This is a genomic window from Holzapfeliella sp. JNUCC 72 (assembly GCF_053668685.1).
The window spans coordinates 651,828-667,681 of the sequence record NZ_CM132220.1; the positions used below are offsets into that span (position 1 = coordinate 651,828).

Annotated in this window: 15 protein-coding genes; 1 reads left to right on the plus strand and 14 read right to left on the minus strand. The window is 35.0% G+C overall.

Annotated elements, in window-relative coordinates:
• Positions 1 to 32: 32 nt before the first annotated feature.
• The 9 genes from rpmF to JNUCC72_RS03210 all read right to left on the minus strand — a co-directional run bounded on the left by rpmF (position 33) and on the right by JNUCC72_RS03210 (position 9,857).
• Complete coding sequence (rpmF, locus tag JNUCC72_RS03170) at positions 33 to 215, minus strand: 50S ribosomal protein L32 (protein WP_339969483.1); 183 nt, start codon at positions 213 to 215, stop codon at positions 33 to 35.
• 143 nt (positions 216 to 358) lie between these two features.
• Positions 359 to 664: a lipopolysaccharide assembly protein LapA domain-containing protein gene (locus JNUCC72_RS03175; RefSeq protein WP_454142819.1), complete on the minus strand. Its 306-nt coding sequence runs from the start codon at positions 662 to 664 to the stop codon at positions 359 to 361.
• On the minus strand, positions 661 to 1,458 hold the full coding sequence (locus tag JNUCC72_RS03180) for an SDR family NAD(P)-dependent oxidoreductase (protein ID WP_454142821.1): 798 nt from the start codon (positions 1,456 to 1,458) through the stop codon (positions 661 to 663). The genes JNUCC72_RS03175 and JNUCC72_RS03180 overlap by 4 nt, the downstream gene beginning before the upstream one ends.
• Before the next feature lie 5 nt (positions 1,459 to 1,463).
• On the minus strand, positions 1,464 to 2,393 hold the full coding sequence (rnz, locus tag JNUCC72_RS03185; protein WP_454142823.1) for a ribonuclease Z: 930 nt from the start codon (positions 2,391 to 2,393) through the stop codon (positions 1,464 to 1,466).
• A gap of 7 nt (positions 2,394 to 2,400) precedes the next feature.
• Complete coding sequence (locus tag JNUCC72_RS03190; RefSeq protein WP_454142825.1) at positions 2,401 to 4,353, minus strand: acyltransferase family protein; 1,953 nt, start codon at positions 4,351 to 4,353, stop codon at positions 2,401 to 2,403.
• A gap of 20 nt (positions 4,354 to 4,373) precedes the next feature.
• Positions 4,374 to 5,669, minus strand: a complete 1,296-nt coding sequence (obgE, locus tag JNUCC72_RS03195; protein WP_454142827.1) for a GTPase ObgE — start codon at positions 5,667 to 5,669, stop codon at positions 4,374 to 4,376.
• 100 nt (positions 5,670 to 5,769) lie between these two features.
• A complete protein-coding gene (gene uvrC / locus JNUCC72_RS03200) occupies positions 5,770 to 7,569 on the minus strand; it encodes an excinuclease ABC subunit UvrC (RefSeq protein WP_454144704.1) in 1,800 nt (599 codons plus the stop codon).
• A 73-nt stretch (positions 7,570 to 7,642) separates the two neighbouring features.
• Positions 7,643 to 8,389: an amino acid ABC transporter ATP-binding protein gene (locus JNUCC72_RS03205; RefSeq protein WP_454142829.1), complete on the minus strand. Its 747-nt coding sequence runs from the start codon at positions 8,387 to 8,389 to the stop codon at positions 7,643 to 7,645.
• A complete protein-coding gene (locus JNUCC72_RS03210; RefSeq protein ID WP_454142831.1) occupies positions 8,382 to 9,857 on the minus strand; it encodes an ABC transporter substrate-binding protein/permease in 1,476 nt (491 codons plus the stop codon). Before JNUCC72_RS03210 ends, JNUCC72_RS03205 begins: the two co-directional genes overlap by 8 nt.
• 145 nt (positions 9,858 to 10,002) lie before the next feature.
• Between JNUCC72_RS03210 and JNUCC72_RS03215 the strand changes: the two genes are divergently transcribed.
• Positions 10,003 to 10,131 carry an SPJ_0845 family protein gene (locus tag JNUCC72_RS03215; protein WP_454142833.1) on the plus strand — a complete coding sequence of 43 codons (129 nt, stop codon included), beginning with the start codon at positions 10,003 to 10,005 and terminating at the stop codon, positions 10,129 to 10,131.
• A 4-nt stretch (positions 10,132 to 10,135) separates the two neighbouring features.
• Here JNUCC72_RS03215 and yihA read toward each other — a convergent pair whose 3' ends face one another.
• The 5 genes from yihA to JNUCC72_RS03240 all read right to left on the minus strand — a co-directional run bounded on the left by yihA (position 10,136) and on the right by JNUCC72_RS03240 (position 15,853).
• Positions 10,136 to 10,726: a ribosome biogenesis GTP-binding protein YihA/YsxC gene (gene yihA, locus JNUCC72_RS03220; protein WP_454142835.1), complete on the minus strand. Its 591-nt coding sequence runs from the start codon at positions 10,724 to 10,726 to the stop codon at positions 10,136 to 10,138.
• Positions 10,713 to 11,963, minus strand: a complete 1,251-nt coding sequence (clpX, locus tag JNUCC72_RS03225; RefSeq protein ID WP_454142837.1) for an ATP-dependent Clp protease ATP-binding subunit ClpX — start codon at positions 11,961 to 11,963, stop codon at positions 10,713 to 10,715. The genes yihA and clpX overlap by 14 nt, the downstream gene beginning before the upstream one ends.
• 143 nt (positions 11,964 to 12,106) lie before the next feature.
• The gene (tig, locus tag JNUCC72_RS03230) at positions 12,107 to 13,420 is read right to left on the minus strand and encodes a trigger factor (protein ID WP_454142839.1); all 1,314 of its coding nucleotides are present in this window, start codon (positions 13,418 to 13,420) and stop codon (positions 12,107 to 12,109) included.
• 164 nt (positions 13,421 to 13,584) lie between these two features.
• Entirely contained in the window at positions 13,585 to 14,775 is a 1,191-nt protein-coding gene (tuf, locus tag JNUCC72_RS03235) for an elongation factor Tu (protein ID WP_454142841.1), read from the minus strand.
• Positions 14,776 to 14,953: 178 nt separating this feature from the next.
• Positions 14,954 to 15,853, minus strand: coding sequence for a hypothetical protein (locus JNUCC72_RS03240; protein WP_454142843.1), 900 nt, complete (start codon positions 15,851 to 15,853; stop codon positions 14,954 to 14,956).
• Position 15,854 lies beyond the last annotated feature (1 nt).

Here is a 15,854-nt window from a genome sequence, read left to right on the forward strand (position 1 = left end):
AACGCATATAAAAAAGACACTAAATTAGTGTCTTATTTTTCTTCGTTAGATTTTACAACTTGTTGTCCCTTGTAATATCCTTTAGGGGATACACGGTGACTTAAACGGTATTCGCCGTTTACTGCATCGTAATGCATGTTAGGAACACTCAATTTGATGTGTCCACGACGTTGACGTTTCTTTTGTTTAGAAGTTCTACGTGCTGGTACAGCCATTCAAAACACTCCTTACTTAAAAATAATATTTAATTGATGGTTATTCATCACGCTAAAAAAGCTTTAAGCTTTAATAACTCACAGAATACATCATACTATCTATTCTAGATATTATCAAGTCATTTATGATTTGTAAATCTAAATTATTTAGTTTTTTTAGTTTCTTTTTTAGAATTTGCTTTTTTTGTTGATTTTAATTCACTCGCTTGTGTCTTAACTTCATCTTTTAAAGACTTAACTTCTTTAGAATTAGTTTTTTGTGTGTTTAATGTTACCAACATACCCAACACTGCTCCAATAATTAAAATCACGACAATTAGCAAGATAAGTGGGACGCTAATAGAAGTAATCCCAAAATTAACATTTACTGAATGAACATTTGCTAAAGCAAATAAGACAACCACTAATAATAATACTAACCCAATAATAAATTGTTTTTGATTCTTCATTTTTTATCCCCCCATTTCATAATAATATAATCACCAATTGTTGGAAATAGCAAGTAAAATTTGGATGCTATATTTAATGAAAATGGTAAAGTTAAATCTTTTTTTGAATCTTCAAAGTGGCTCACAACTTTTTGAGCTAGTTCATCGGGTTTTAGCATAAAACTACCCACATTTTCAACATAGTGACCATCTTTATCGGCAACATTGAAAAAATTGGTTGAAACAGGCCCAGGATTAACCGTCATTACTTTAACATTAAATGGCGCTAGTTCTAAACGTAAAACATTTGAAAATTGAATAACGGCCGCTTTTGTAGCTGAATACGCAGCTGCTTTAGGTGTTGGAATTTTACCAGCAACAGATCCTAAATTAATAATCTTACCAGATTCTGCTTCCATCATGTCACGACCGATTAAACGCGTAAAATACATTAACCCTAAAACATTAAGATCAAACATGTCATTTGCGGTTGTCATTGACATTTCAAAGAATGGATCAAAGTTACCAAATCCAGCAGCATTTACAAGATAATCAAAATGATCAATTTTTGACTTCATTTTGTTATAAACTTGTTCAATCATCTCTGGTTGGCTCATGTCAGCAGCAATCAAAATAACATCAACGTCAGACACCTGTTTAATTCGTGCTTGAACATGTTGTAACTTTTCGATATTGCGAGCAATTAACACAACCGTTGATTGCTTCTGCGCTGCTTCAATTGCAATTTCAGCACCAATACCACTTGATGCTCCTGTGATAACTGTTATTTTATTTTCTAGATTTACATTTTTCATCGTAACTACCTCTTCATTGGTACATCAATAATGTCAAAATCTTTCACTACTTTTGTATTCTTAAAGACTTTTTTAGCTTCTTTTTCTAGTTCATATGAGTAGCTGCCATTATAACGAGCAGAAATATGAGTTAACAGTAATTTTTTGACATTTGCCTGTTTTGCAATATTAGCTGCTTGAACATTGGTTGAATGATAATAGTCATAAGCGAGCTTACCTTCAGACTTCCCAAAAGTACTTTCATGAACCATTACATCTGCATTTTGAGCAAGCGCAGTACTTTGAGGTGTCTTACGTGTATCACCAAAGATAGAGACAATTCTACCTGGGTGATCAGGACCCAAGAAATCTTTTCCTTGAAGGACTGTCCCGTCTTCAAGTGTGACCTCTTCTCCACGTTTAAGCTTACCATAAATCGGACCAGACTTAATACTGTAAGCCTTAAGCTTATCAACTAACAGCTCTCCTGCTCTTGGTTTTTCTTCTACACGATAACCAAAACTAGTAATACGGTGTTCTAGCTTTTCGCAAGTTACTTTAAAACCATGATCATCAAAAACTAAACCTGATTCAGTAATTGGAACATAATTAATTTTATATCCTAAATGAGTATCTGAAACCGATAGAGCTGTTTTGACAAATTTTTCAACTTTTGGAGGTCCATAGATAGTCAACGGACCATCTCCTCCTTGAAATGATCGAGAAGATAACAAACCTGGCAATCCAAATAAGTGATCTCCATGCAAGTGAGTTAAGAATATTTTTGTGATTTTACGCGGTTTAATGGTTGTTGATAATATTTGATGTTGCGTTGCTTCTCCCACATCAAAAAGCCAAACTTCATTAAGCTCGTCTAATAGTTTTAATGCAATACTTGTTACGTTTCTTGACTTAGCAGGTACGCCCGCACCTGTTCCTAGAAATTCTAACTCCATTCATCGATCACTCACCTTTTAAATTAATACTTTCAAGAATAGTCTTTGCAATATATGTTGCATAATATTTTGCACCCTCTGGATTAGGGTGAATTTGGTCTTCATAAAACCAATCATCGTGACCTTTTGAGTAATTGTACCAATCAATTACTTTAAAGTTTTGATGCTCTGTTGCAGCTTGTTGTACAACTTGATTTACACTGTTTTGCCACTGACGGCTTGGAACATGTGTATTAATCCAAAAAATTGTGTGACCTGCGCCTATTTGGCTAATCAATTGGTTCAAATTATCACTTGAAAAAGGACCATTTGTTCCTAATCCAATTAAGACAATATTATTCAAGGCCTTTTCTTGTTGATATTGCGCGACAATGTCAAAACTTTGAATCATTTGTCTTGAAATTGTTGCATCAACAATCATTTGTGGAAACAATGTTTTCAAAATGTTAGATGATCCTGCCATAACAGAATCTCCTATACCCGATATTGGTAAAAACTGCATCAATTGTAGTTGTGATTGTGTCAGACCATAATTTTGATAATCCACATTTACGGGGCCGTTCTTTTCATTTTGCTTAGCTTGATCAATCACAGCCTGGAAAGGTGAAACTTTTTTAGCCTCTGCTTCAGCAGCTTGTTTTTGTCTGCTTTGAGCTTGAGCAATCAATTCCTTATTTTCAGATTGATTCTTTTCACCGTTTGAAGCAATTGTTTTAGCAAGTTGACTGTCTTTTGCATCGGCAGCTTTGACAAATGGTGATGTTACAACTGCACCTATGAATAATCCCAGTATAACAGCAGATAATCCCCATTTAACTTGTAATTTAACGCCTAAAGATTTAAACGACTTCACTTGGATAATTAAGCCCTTAATCGTTAGCTTATGAGCTTGTTTTTCAATTAATTGATAAGATATCTCTGAAACCGCTAAAATTAACATCACTTCTATTACAGGATACAAAATAGGATGATCCGCAATATTTCTAAAGCGATTTTCAAAGAAAATCATAATTGGAAATTGATATAAGTAAATGCCATAGCTTCTAGTTCCTAAATAACTAAAGACTGGATTTGTTAGCAATCGATTAAACATAGCTGCAGGATGAACAATCACAGCCACAAGCAGCGTTGTGAAAAGTGAAAATATAGCCATACCGCCTAAATACGTAAACCCTTGTTGAGGGTTCATAATAGGCAACAAACTCATCATAAGAATAATCAGAAAACTCACACCGCCGACAGAATTCAGCACAGTAGAAGTGAGTTTTTGAACATTTTGAGTGAGCTTTTCTCTAGGCCAAATCATACCTAAAAGTGATCCCATCATTAGGGCGAATAATCTAGTATCTGTACCATAATAAATTCGGCTAGTATCAATACCTGGACGATATAAGCCCGCCATCAGTCCAATCGAAACAATTGTTAAAACAATCGCTACAATAATTGGATAACGTTTTTTCTTTGAAAAATAATAACAAGCAACCAGTACTAACGGCCAAATAATATAATATTGCCATTCAATAGATAAAGTCCACAAATGAATAAATGGTGACTCATTTTGTGCAAAACGTTCAAAATAAGACTGGCCATTAAAAATCTGCCAGAGATTATAAACGCCGACTAAATTTGTGACAACTATTTGATAAAGCTGTGCTAATAAATTACGTTGAAAAAGCAAAATATATGTACTTGTTAGTGCCAAAACACTAACTAGTTGTGGATATATTCGTTTCACTCTTTTAATGTAAAAATCACGAAAACTAAATGTATTACTTTCCATGTTTTTAATCAGGTGACTTGTAATAAAGTATCCTGACAAAACAAAGAATACTAATACCCCCAAATAACCGCCAATAAATTGGTTAGGATTAATATGGTATAAAATCACCCCAATAACAGCAAGTGCTCTTAACCCATCAATCCCGGTTAGATAACGTTTCTTTTCTTTTTCCTTTTTCATTTGGTGCTACCCCTTTTGTCCTACTCAACAAATTCAAATGAGAAATCACCAATAAAGACATCGTCACCGTTCTTGGCACCGGCTTCACGTAATGCATCATCAATACCAAACGAACGTAATTGTCTTGCAAAACGCATAATACCATCGTTGTGTGTCAAGTTAGACATTTGAAGCAGTCTTTCAACTTTTTCACCTTTAACAACGTACATACCAGCATTTTCTTTTTCAATGTAGAAGTCATCTTGTTTGTCTTCTGCCTTGAAGTCGTAATTTTGATGTTTAACATCTTCTGCTTCAGCATCTACAGACTTGATTTCTTTTGGTAATGTTTCTAGCACATCCGCTGTCTTTTGAAGTAATACTTTAACACCTTGGTGTGTCACTGATGAGATCTCAAAAATTTCAGGTGCAGTTTCAAATTCAGCTTTAAATTCAGCTAGTCTATCTTCTGCACCCGGCACGTCCATCTTAGTTGCCACGATAATTTCCGGTGTTTGCATCAAATTGTCATCATATGTTTTTAGTTCTTTACGGATAGTTTGATAGTCTTCATAAGGTTCACGACCATTATTAGGATCCATATCAATTAAATGTAAAATAACTTTGGTACGTTCAATGTGTCGCAAGAACTGAATCCCTAATCCGACACCTAATGAAGCACCTTCAATAAGACCAGGTAAATCAGCCATAGCAAAATCTTGACCACTATCTAGTTGAACCATTCCTAGGTTAGGAACTAGCGTTGTAAAATGATAAGCTGCAATTTTAGGCTTTGCAGATGTTGCAACTGAAAGTAGTGTTGATTTCCCTACAGATGGGAATCCTACTAATCCAACATCAGCAATCACTTTAAGTTCTAGCCTTAATTTACGAAATTGGCCTGGTTCACCATTTTCAGCTACTTCTGGTGCTGAATTTTTAGCTGACTTAAAGTGAATGTTTCCACGGCCTCCACGGCCTCCTTTTGCTACAACTAATTCTTCACCATCATGTGTTAAATCACCAATTACTTCATTGGTTTCATCATCATATACGGTTGTTCCAGCTGGAACCGCAATTATTGAGTCCTCAGCCTGACGACCGTACATTGATTTATTCATACCATTTTCGCCGCTTTTAGCTTTAAATTTACGACGGAATTTAAAATCCATTAATGTTCTAAGTCCTGGATCGACTTTAAAAATGATACTACCACCGCGGCCACCATCGCCTCCGGCTGGTCCCCCCATAGGGACATATTTTTCACGGCGGAAACTTATCGCTCCGTCTCCACCTTTTCCTGCTTGTACTTCCACTCGGGTATGATCAACAAACATTGTATTCCTCCTTACGAGTATTTCTGACTCTAACTATCATACCATGATTGTATTTGCTTATGATATTGATTTTAAAAATAAAATGTACAATAGCTTGAATTTAAGACGTTTTTTGAACCGATAACGATAGGCTAAGTGTTTGAGCCTGTTTTTTGTTTAATCCCGCTTCTTGTAATTCTAAAACGGAAGCTTGCTTAATCTTGGTTAGTGAGCCAAAATGTCGCATTAGCTTTTGTCTAGTTTTAGGCCCGATACCTGGAACAGTTTCAAGTTGAGAGGATAGTGAATTTTTACTTCGTTTTTGACGATGAAAGTTAATGGCAAAACGGTGAACCTCATCTTGAATTCTTTGCAGTAAGTAAAAACCTTGTGAATTGCGTTTTAAACTCACGACCTGTAAAGGCTCGCCGAAAATCAATTCTGAAGTACGATGCTTATTATTTTTGACCATTCCTGCAACAGGAATCGCTAAGCCTAGTTCATTTCTCAAAACATCTTTTGCAGCATTAACTTCAATATCGCCACCATCCATTAAAATCAGGTCGGGTAATGATTGTTTTTCTTTTAACAATCGTTCATAACGTCTGCGAATAACTTCTCGTGTATTCGCTGCTTCGTCTGCCCCATTTTGATGTTCAAATCTACCAGATAGCTTGTATTTTCGATAGTTGTGAGTATTCTTTTTTCCATCTTTAAATTGCACCATTGCTGAAACAGGATCTGTTCCTTGAATATGTGAATGGTCAAATGACTCAATGGTTGCGCCGTATGGCAAATTCAAAGCTGTAAAAATTTCACGTTGTGCACCAATTGTCTTTCTCTCATCTAATTCAATCAGCTTGAACTTCTCTTCTAAAACGATTTGACTATTTTTCTTAGCCAAGTCTAACAATTCTTTTTTAGTCCCTCGTTTTGGCGAAACCACTTTTGCACCAATCAAATCGCTTAGGAAGTCTGTATCTAGTTCTGACGGCACAACAATTTCTTGTGGTAACAGCTGATTTTCCTGCTTATAAAATTGCAAAATAAAAGTTGTCATTTCATCAACAACATCATCAGTTAGTGTAAACAACTTCTTTTCACGTTTTAAAAGACGAGATTGGCGAATGAAGAAAATTTGAACTGACACCCATCCTTTATCAACATAAAAATTGATAATATCTCGTGTTGTTTTATCAGTTGTAATAATTTTTTGTTTCTCAACTGTCGCTTCAATGTAGTGAATTTGATCACGCAATTCACCGGCACGTTCAAAGTTAAGTTCTGCAGCTGCATCCCTCATCTTTTGTGTCAATTCTTTCTTCACATTAGCAACATCACCATTTAAAAACCGTTTGATTTTTTTGATTTGGTCACGATAGACACTTTTGGGTACTTCTTTGAAACAAGCTCCCAAACATTGGCCCATGTGGTAATACAAACAAGGTCTTTTCAAGTTACCTTGGCAGCGTCTTAAAGGATACACTTTTTGAATAAAGTGCATCGTTTCTTCTGCCGCATAAACATTAGGATAAGGACCAAAATAAAAACTGTGATCATTTTTGATTTCACTAGTAATTTTGATGATTGGGTCACGTTCATTTGTAATTTGAATATACGGGTAACCCGTCCCCTGTTTTAATTTAATATTATAGTGTGGTTGATGCTTTTGTATAAGTGTGACTTCAAGCAAAAACGCCTCTTTATCGCTAGACGTCACGATTGTTTCAAAATCGACGATATCTGCGACAAGACGCGCTGTTTTACCTTCATGTTGGGTTTTAAAGTAAGAACGAACACGGTTCTTTAAGTTCTTCGCTTTTCCAACGTATATAATATGATTATCTTTGTTCTTCATCAAGTAACATCCCGGAAGATCGGGAAGCAGCGCTAATTTGTGATCTAAATATTCAGAAATAATAGTTAACACCCTTTTCTTTATCAGGATTATTTCATTCTACTCTATGATACCACAAATTAGTCTGTACTTAATTCTATAAATCTGTGTCTAAAACCTGTGACAAGAATAATTGAGTCCGTTCATTTTTTGGATGGTCAAAAATTTGTTCAGGTGTGCCAACTTCAGCAAAACGACCGCCATCCATAAACCAAACTTTATTAGCAACGTGACGGGCAAAACCCATTTCGTGAGTCACGATAACCATTGTCATACCTTCTTTAGCTAAATCTTGCATCACTTTTAGCACTTCTCCAACCATCTCTGGATCTAAAGCACTAGTGGGTTCATCAAACAGCATCACATCTGGTTTCATTGCTAACGCACGGGCAATCGCCACACGTTGCTTTTGACCGCCAGATAAAGAAGTTGGATAACTTTGTTCAAATTGATCCATGCCAACTTGTTTTAGTAAAGCTAGCGCTTTTTGGTTAGCTTCTACTTCATTCATTCCCTTTACTTTTTTAAGGGCTAGCGTGATATTTTGCTGAACAGTCATATTACTGAATAAGTTAAAGTCTTGAAAAACCATTCCCATTTTTTCACGCAATTGATTCAAGTTTTTATCTGATAACTTTGTAATATCCTGTCCTTCAAATTCAATTGAACCTTCAGTAACAGATTCTAGTGAGTTTAGCGTTCTTAAGAATGTACTCTTACCTCCACCAGAAGGGCCAATAATTGCGATGACATCTCCTTGGTTCACTTCTGTACTAATATTTTCAAGAACTTTTTTGTCCCCATATGATTTGCCAAGTCCTTTGACTTTAATTAAATTATTCATGCTTCATCTTCCCTTCAAAATGGTTTAATAGTTTAGTTAAGCTGTACGTAATAACAAAGTAGATAATCATTGCAATTACGATTGGAATAACACCTTGATAAGTCACGGACTGAACAGCTTTAAGTTGGTAGATTAAATCTGCTACCCCGATAATGGATACGATTGACGTTTCCTTAATTAACGAAATAAATTCGTTACCTAGTGAAGGCCAAATGTTTTTGATAGCTTGAGGGAAAATAACACTCATAAATGTATCTTTTGCTGATAATCCCAAGCTTCTTGCAGCTTCTTTTTGTCCTTTAGGAACTGAGTTAATTCCACCACGAATAATTTCTGAAACATAAGCTGCACTGTTAATTGATACAGCTATTACACCTGAAATTAAGGCTGGAATATTGATGAATGATCCAACACCAAAGTAGACAAACATAATTTGAATCATCAAAGGTGTTCCACGAATGAATTCCACAAAGGCTGCTGTTACCATGTTTAATAATTTAAAGTGTGAAATTCTAAATAAGGCGAAAATAACACCTAAAATAATACCGAAGAAAATTGAAATAACTGTAATTAGTAATGTTGTGCCTAATCCCGATGCAAAGTATGGCCAGTAGCTTAATACCAATTGCCATGGTCCTTGATCTTGAGGAGAAGAGGATTCTAAATAATTACCTGCATCTGCAAGATACTTGGAAATCAAGTTGTTATCTGTAATATTTTTAATAGCTGCGTTAGCTGTGACTACTAGATCATCAGAATTTTTAGAAAAAGCAATAGCTGTTCCACTCATGTCTTCTTCATTAACATCAGCGCTTATACTTGTAATGTCTGAATTATGACTAACATATGCCTCCGCTACAGCTGACTCGGTTAGAAAAGCTGAAGCTTTCTTTGATTTCAATGAAAGTAATAAATCGTTTACATTAGTTAAAGCTGATGCCTTGGCTTCTGGAAAGCTTGTTTTCAAGATATCTTGTTGCATGCTTCCAACTTGTACACCCACTGCTTTGTCTTTAATATCACTTGCTGATTTTATTTGATCTGCATCGTCCTTACGAATAACGAACATTTGTTTTGACTTGTAATAAGGATCAGAGAAATCGACACTTTTCTTTCTTTCCTCTGTTGCGGACATTCCTGAGATAACCATATCAATTTTTTTGGTTTCTAGTGCCACAAGCAATGAATCAAAATCCATTGTTTTAACGACTAATTTCACACCGAGTTTATCAGCAATATCTTGTCCAATTTGGACATCCATTCCCACAACTTTTTGTGAACCATCTACTGTTGCTAAAAATTCATAAGGTGGATAATCGGGCGAGGTCCCCATAACCAACTCACCTTTTGATTTAACTTCATCTACTGTAGATGCTTTAACTTGTGAATGATTAGTTGATAGTGTAACCGCTGTAACTAGCAGCGTCAAAAATCCTAATATTTTAGTCACTACTTTTTGACTTTTCATAATTTGTTCCTCCTACGTGTTTTCTTTATAAGTCTGTTATACCCTCTTTTGTATATTTATACAACTTATATTCAAATATACAGAATTATACATTTTGACATCAATCACTTTTTTAGTATAATACGGGAAAAGGAGTTGTTTAATTATGGGATTAAGTTTTAAGAACCAAAATCAACTAAACGATTTATTCGATAAATTTGCTACAGTGCCTGATGAAAAAAAGAAGAAATCAGAAAAAAATGTAACAAAAGAAAAAGAAGACAAAAAAAAATAACGCATTAAGCGTTATTTTTTTTGTCTTCAACCCACTGCCATAAAGCATCAATGTTGTATTTCTTTTCAGAACTAAACAAAATCAAATCATCTGCTTCATCTAGTTCCAAAGTATCTTTAAAGTTTTTAACAACTTTATTCCACTGACTTTTTTTAACTTTATCTATTTTTGTTGCAACAATCAACAAAGGCTGATTGAGATATTTGGCATACTGGTACATTGCCACATCATCTTGCGTTGGTTTATGACGTGAATCCATGAGTAAAATCATACCTTTTAATTCTTCACGACTTTCGAGGTAGGTTTCAATCATTTGACCAAATTTTTCACGCATTTTTTTAGAGACTTTGGCATAGCCATATCCTGGAACGTCCACTAAATATAAATCATCATTAACATTAAAAAAGTTAAGTGTCTGTGTTTTACCTGGTGAACTTGAGGTTCTAGCTAATTTCTTACGATTTAAAATCGCATTAATTAAGCTAGACTTACCAACATTTGAACGACCAGATAATGCAAACTCAGGATAGTGAGATGTCGGATATTGATCCGGATAAGCCACTGTCTTTTCTAAATCAACTTTATGAATTTTCATGATTTTTCCTTACAATTTCAACTGGTTTATTATCTGTAATCACTTCTTTTGTCACGATTACTTTTTCAACATCTTTTTCACTTGGTAAATCAAACATAATATCGCGCATACTATCTTCAATAATTGAACGTAATCCACGAGCACCTGTGTCACGTTTGATTGCTAACTTAGCAATCTCTTGAAGTGCTTCAGGTGTTACTTCAAGTTCAACGTTATCTAATTGGATGAGCTTCTTATATTGTTTAACCAAAGCATTTTTTGGTTGAGTTAAGATGTTAACTAAATCATCTTCAGTTAGTTTGTTTAAAACAGCCATGATAGGTAAACGTCCAATTAATTCTGGAATAATACCGAACTGCATTAAATCTTCAGGGATGATTTGTTGTGTGATGTTTTTAGCATCTAGCTTTTGTTTTTCATCAGAAGCACTGAATCCAATTGTTTGTTTGCCTAAACGACTTTCCACAATAGATTCAATACCATCAAATGCCCCACCAACGATGAATAAAATGTTAGTTGTATCAATCTGAATCATATCTTGTTGAGGATGTTTACGTCCACCTTTTGGTGGTACATTCGCAATTGTTCCTTCTAAGATTTTAAGTAATGATTGTTGAACACCTTCACCTGAAACATCTCTTGTGATTGAAACATTTTCACTCTTTTTAGCAATCTTATCAATTTCATCAACATAAATAATCCCATGTTGTGCACTTTCAATATCAAAGTTAGCGTTTTGAAGTAGTGATAACAAGATGTTTTCGACATCGTCTCCAACATAACCTGCTTCTGTCAAACTTGTAGCATCTGCAATGGCAAAAGGAACATTTAAAATTCTAGCAAGTGTTTGTGCTAAGAATGTTTTACCTGACCCTGTTGGGCCAATTAGTGCTACGTTACTTTTTTGAAGTTCAGTATCATCATCACTTGTAACATCTACTTGTGTGATACGTTTGTAATGGTTATATACCGCTACAGAAAGTACTTTCTTAGCTTCTTCTTGTCCAATAACGTAATCATCTAAAATGGCACAAATTTCTTTTGGTGTAGGCAATTCTTTCAATTGACTCATTGCGTTATTTCTGAATTCTTCATCAATAACTTGTTTACTTAATTCTATACATTCATCACAAATATAAACACCATTTCCGGCAACCATTTTCTTCACTTGACTTTGGTCTTTGCCGCAAAAAGAACATTTAATTTGATCTGAACCTTCTACATTATCAAAATACATAAGCGTCTAATCCTTATTCTAATCTAGTATTCATTTACTTACATCTACTAAAGTATCATTTTTTAAACTATACATAAAGAAAAAAGTTTTCAAAATAAAAAGCGGGAAATTTCCCGCTTTTTAAAGGCTATAATAACAAGTCATTATTTTTTCTTGCTTTTTAGTTTTGAAGGCACAACTTCTGTTGCTGTGTCTGAAAGTAAAGCAATTGCTTTCTTGATTGAGATATCGTGAACTAGCATGTCTTCAGTCAATGTTTGACGAACAACTTTTTCGTCCATGTTGTATTGAGCTGCTAAGTTTTTGATTTCTTCATCAATTTCTTCTTTAGAAGGTTTGATTTCTTCAGCTTTTACAATAGCTTCAAGAACAAGTGTTGATTTAACACGTTCTTCAGCATCTTTTGCAAATTGTGCTTTCATATCTTCTTGAGTTGTACCTGTGATTTGGAAGTACATTTCTGGAGAAATACCTTGTCTTTGCATGTTACCTAAGTATTGGTTCATTTGATTGTTAACTTCGTTATCAATCATAGCTTGAGGTACTTCAGTAATTTCAGCGTTATCTACAGCTTCTTTAATAGCGTAGCTTTGGATGTTATCTTCAGCTGCTTCTTCTTTAGATTGTTGAATTTCTTGTTGAATCTTTTCTTTCAATTCGTCTAAAGTTTCAACTGAATCGTCGATATCTTTAGCAAATTCATCATCTAATTTTGGCAATTCTTTTGTTTTGATTTCGTGAATCTTTGTATCAAAGTGTGCTTCTTTACCTGCTAATTCTTCAGCTTGGTAATCTTCAGGGAAAGTCACAACAACGTCCACGTCATCTCCAGCTGAATGACCAATTAATTGATCTTCAAATCCTGGAATGAATGATTCTGAACCTAATTCAAGTGAATGGTTTTGAGCTGTTCCACCATCAAATGCAACACCATCAATCATACCTTTGAAGTCGATAATAACTGTATCACCTTTAGCTGCTTTACCTGTTTCTTTTAGAACAAGTTCAGCGTTTTGGTCACGTCTTTTATCTAGTTCAGCATTTACTTCTTTTACAAGAGCTTTACGATCTTGTTTTGGAACGTTTAGGTTTTTGTATTCACCTAATTTAACTTCTGGCTTAATAGTTACAGTTGCTTTCATTTTCCAGTCAGCATCGCGTTCCATTGATTCTGGTAACACTTCAGGTTGGTCCACGGGTTCTACACCAGTTTCTTGTAAAGCATTGTTGTAAGCTTCAGGAAGCACAATGTTTAGTGCTTCTTCATATAAAGCTTCTTCGCCGTACATACGGTTGAACATAGCACGTGGCAATTTACCCTTTCTAAATCCAGGAGCATCGATGTTTTTCTTTACACGATCAAATGCTTTATCTAGACCTTTTTTTACTTCTTCTTTTGAAATTTCGAATGTCAGTTCGCCGGTAATATTACCTGTTTTTTCCCATTTTGCAGACATTAAAATCTACCTCCGATGTCAATTTTGGGTTTATTTTCATAATCCATCATACCCATTTATCTTACATGATATCACGCCAAAACTCAACGTATTAGCGGGATTTTTTCAAAAAAAAAGAGCTTAGGATTAACCTAAAGCTCTTTTTTATCATTAAATAATGAAAATTATTCAACGATTTCGTTAACCATACCAGCACCAACAGTACGTCCACCTTCACGAACAGTGAATTTTGTACCTTTTTCGATAGCTACTGGAGCAATCAAGTCAACTTCAAATGTTACGTTATCACCAGGCATAACCATTTCAACGTTATCAGGTAATTCGATAACACCAGTTACGTCAGTTGTGTGGAAGTAGAATTGAGGACGGTAGTTTGAGAAGAATGGAGTATGACGTCCACCTTCTTCTTTACTCAAGATATAAACTTCACCCTTGAATTTTGTGTGAGTTTTGATTGAGCCTGGCTTAGCCAATACTTGTCCACGTTCGATTTGTTCACGGTTAACACCACGTAGAAGTGCACCAACGTTATCTCCAGCTTCACCAGAATCTAGAGTTTTACGGAACATTTCTAGTCCAGTAACAGTTGATTTCATGATTTCAGGTTTTAGTCCGATGATTTCAACTTCATCACCAACGTTAACCACACCACGGTCGATACGACCTGAAGCAACTGTACCACGACCTGTGATTGTAAATACATCTTCAACAGGCATCAAGAATGGTTGGTCTTTGTGACGGTCTGGAGTTGGAACGTATTCATCAACTGCATCCATTAAGTCATAGATAACTTGTTCTTGTTCTTCGTCACCTTCGATAGCCTTCAATGCTGAACCACGTAGTACGGGAACATCATCACCAGGGTAATCGTATTCTGAAAGTAATTCACGAACTTCCATTTCAACTAAGTCGATCAATTCTGCATCGTCAACTAAGTCAGTTTTGTTCAAGAATACTACGATGTAGTCAACACCAACTTGGTGAGCAAGTAAGATATGTTCACGAGTTTGTGGCATTGGACCATCTGTAGCAGCAACTACTAAGATAGCACCGTCCATTTGAGCAGCACCAGTAACCATGTTCTTAACGTAGTCCGCGTGTCCTGGAGCATCGATATGAGCATAGTGACGGTTTTCTGTTTCGTATTCAACGTGAGCTGTATTAATTGTAATACCACGTTCTTTTTCTTCAGGAGCTGCATCGATTGATGCGTAGTCTGAAGCGTCTGCTAGACCTTTCTTAGCTAAAACTGTTGTGATAGCTGCTGTTAAAGTTGTTTTCCCATGGTCAACGTGTCCGATAGTACCAATGTTAACATGGGGCTTAGTTCTTTCGTAATGTGCTTTTTCTGCCATTATAAAATACCCTCCTGTAAATTAGAAGAATTCCGTATAGGCAAAACCCTAAACGGATAATTCTCTGTTGATTATTGTACTACTTTCAAGACAAAAATAATAGTCATGCCTTGAAAATATCCGTATTTGATTATACGTAGAGACTTCAAAAAAGTAAATACTTTTTTGAGAAGTTGTCTCAAATTTCTTCACTTTGATTAAGCTTTTTAATCAAAGCAAAATAAGGATTATCATTTTTGTCAAAATCCTCAACTCCTAATATACCAAAGTATGCTAAAAAAGAAAAGACAAACTCTGATATATTTTTGATAAATAAATCAAAGCGCGGATAAAGCTGTGCTAACAGCAATGTATATTGCGAAATAGCAAGTTGCTGGATACTTGGATCAACGATTTCTGACTGAATAATCGCAATAGATTGTGTCATAAATTGGCTATCAAAGTAAAGTGTCGTTTGCTGTAAATCAACCTCTGTTATTTTATCTAAAATAAACACAGGGATTGTATCAACTTCCTCTAATTTAACCAAATCTTCAATCAAGGCCACTCGTAATTCTGGTTGTAATCCGGGTGCTAAAAAAGCTGTCCTGCATATTTGAGCAAACTCATTGATAGGTAGTTCCTTTAATTGCTCATAGCTTTTACGACTTTTAATCAGACCTGCAGCCATATTGTTGAAAAATTCCGCTTTAATTGTTTGATTATCTTTAGGCAAAGCTAAGGATTTAAATCGTTCTTGATATTGGTTGTACACTGTTTCAAATTCAACACCAAAAAGTTGTCCCCTTTTTAAATGAAACGGAATCTGAAAAAATGGGATGATTAGATGATTTTGGTATAAGACTTGTAAATAAATTTCAAAGCTTTGATCATTTTGATAAACGTTCAAATACTTCAATTCATCTAAAGCCTGCGTATATTTTTGTAATTTTAAATAATTTTGGATTAATTCCGCTGTTATTTTAGAGTCTGGGCCAAAATTTTGAGCTTCTTCCAAAAAAGCAACTGCTCCTTGATAATCTTTTTGGGCAGTTGCTTTTTTTGCTGATTTTAACAATTCAGTTTGCGAAGTATTCACG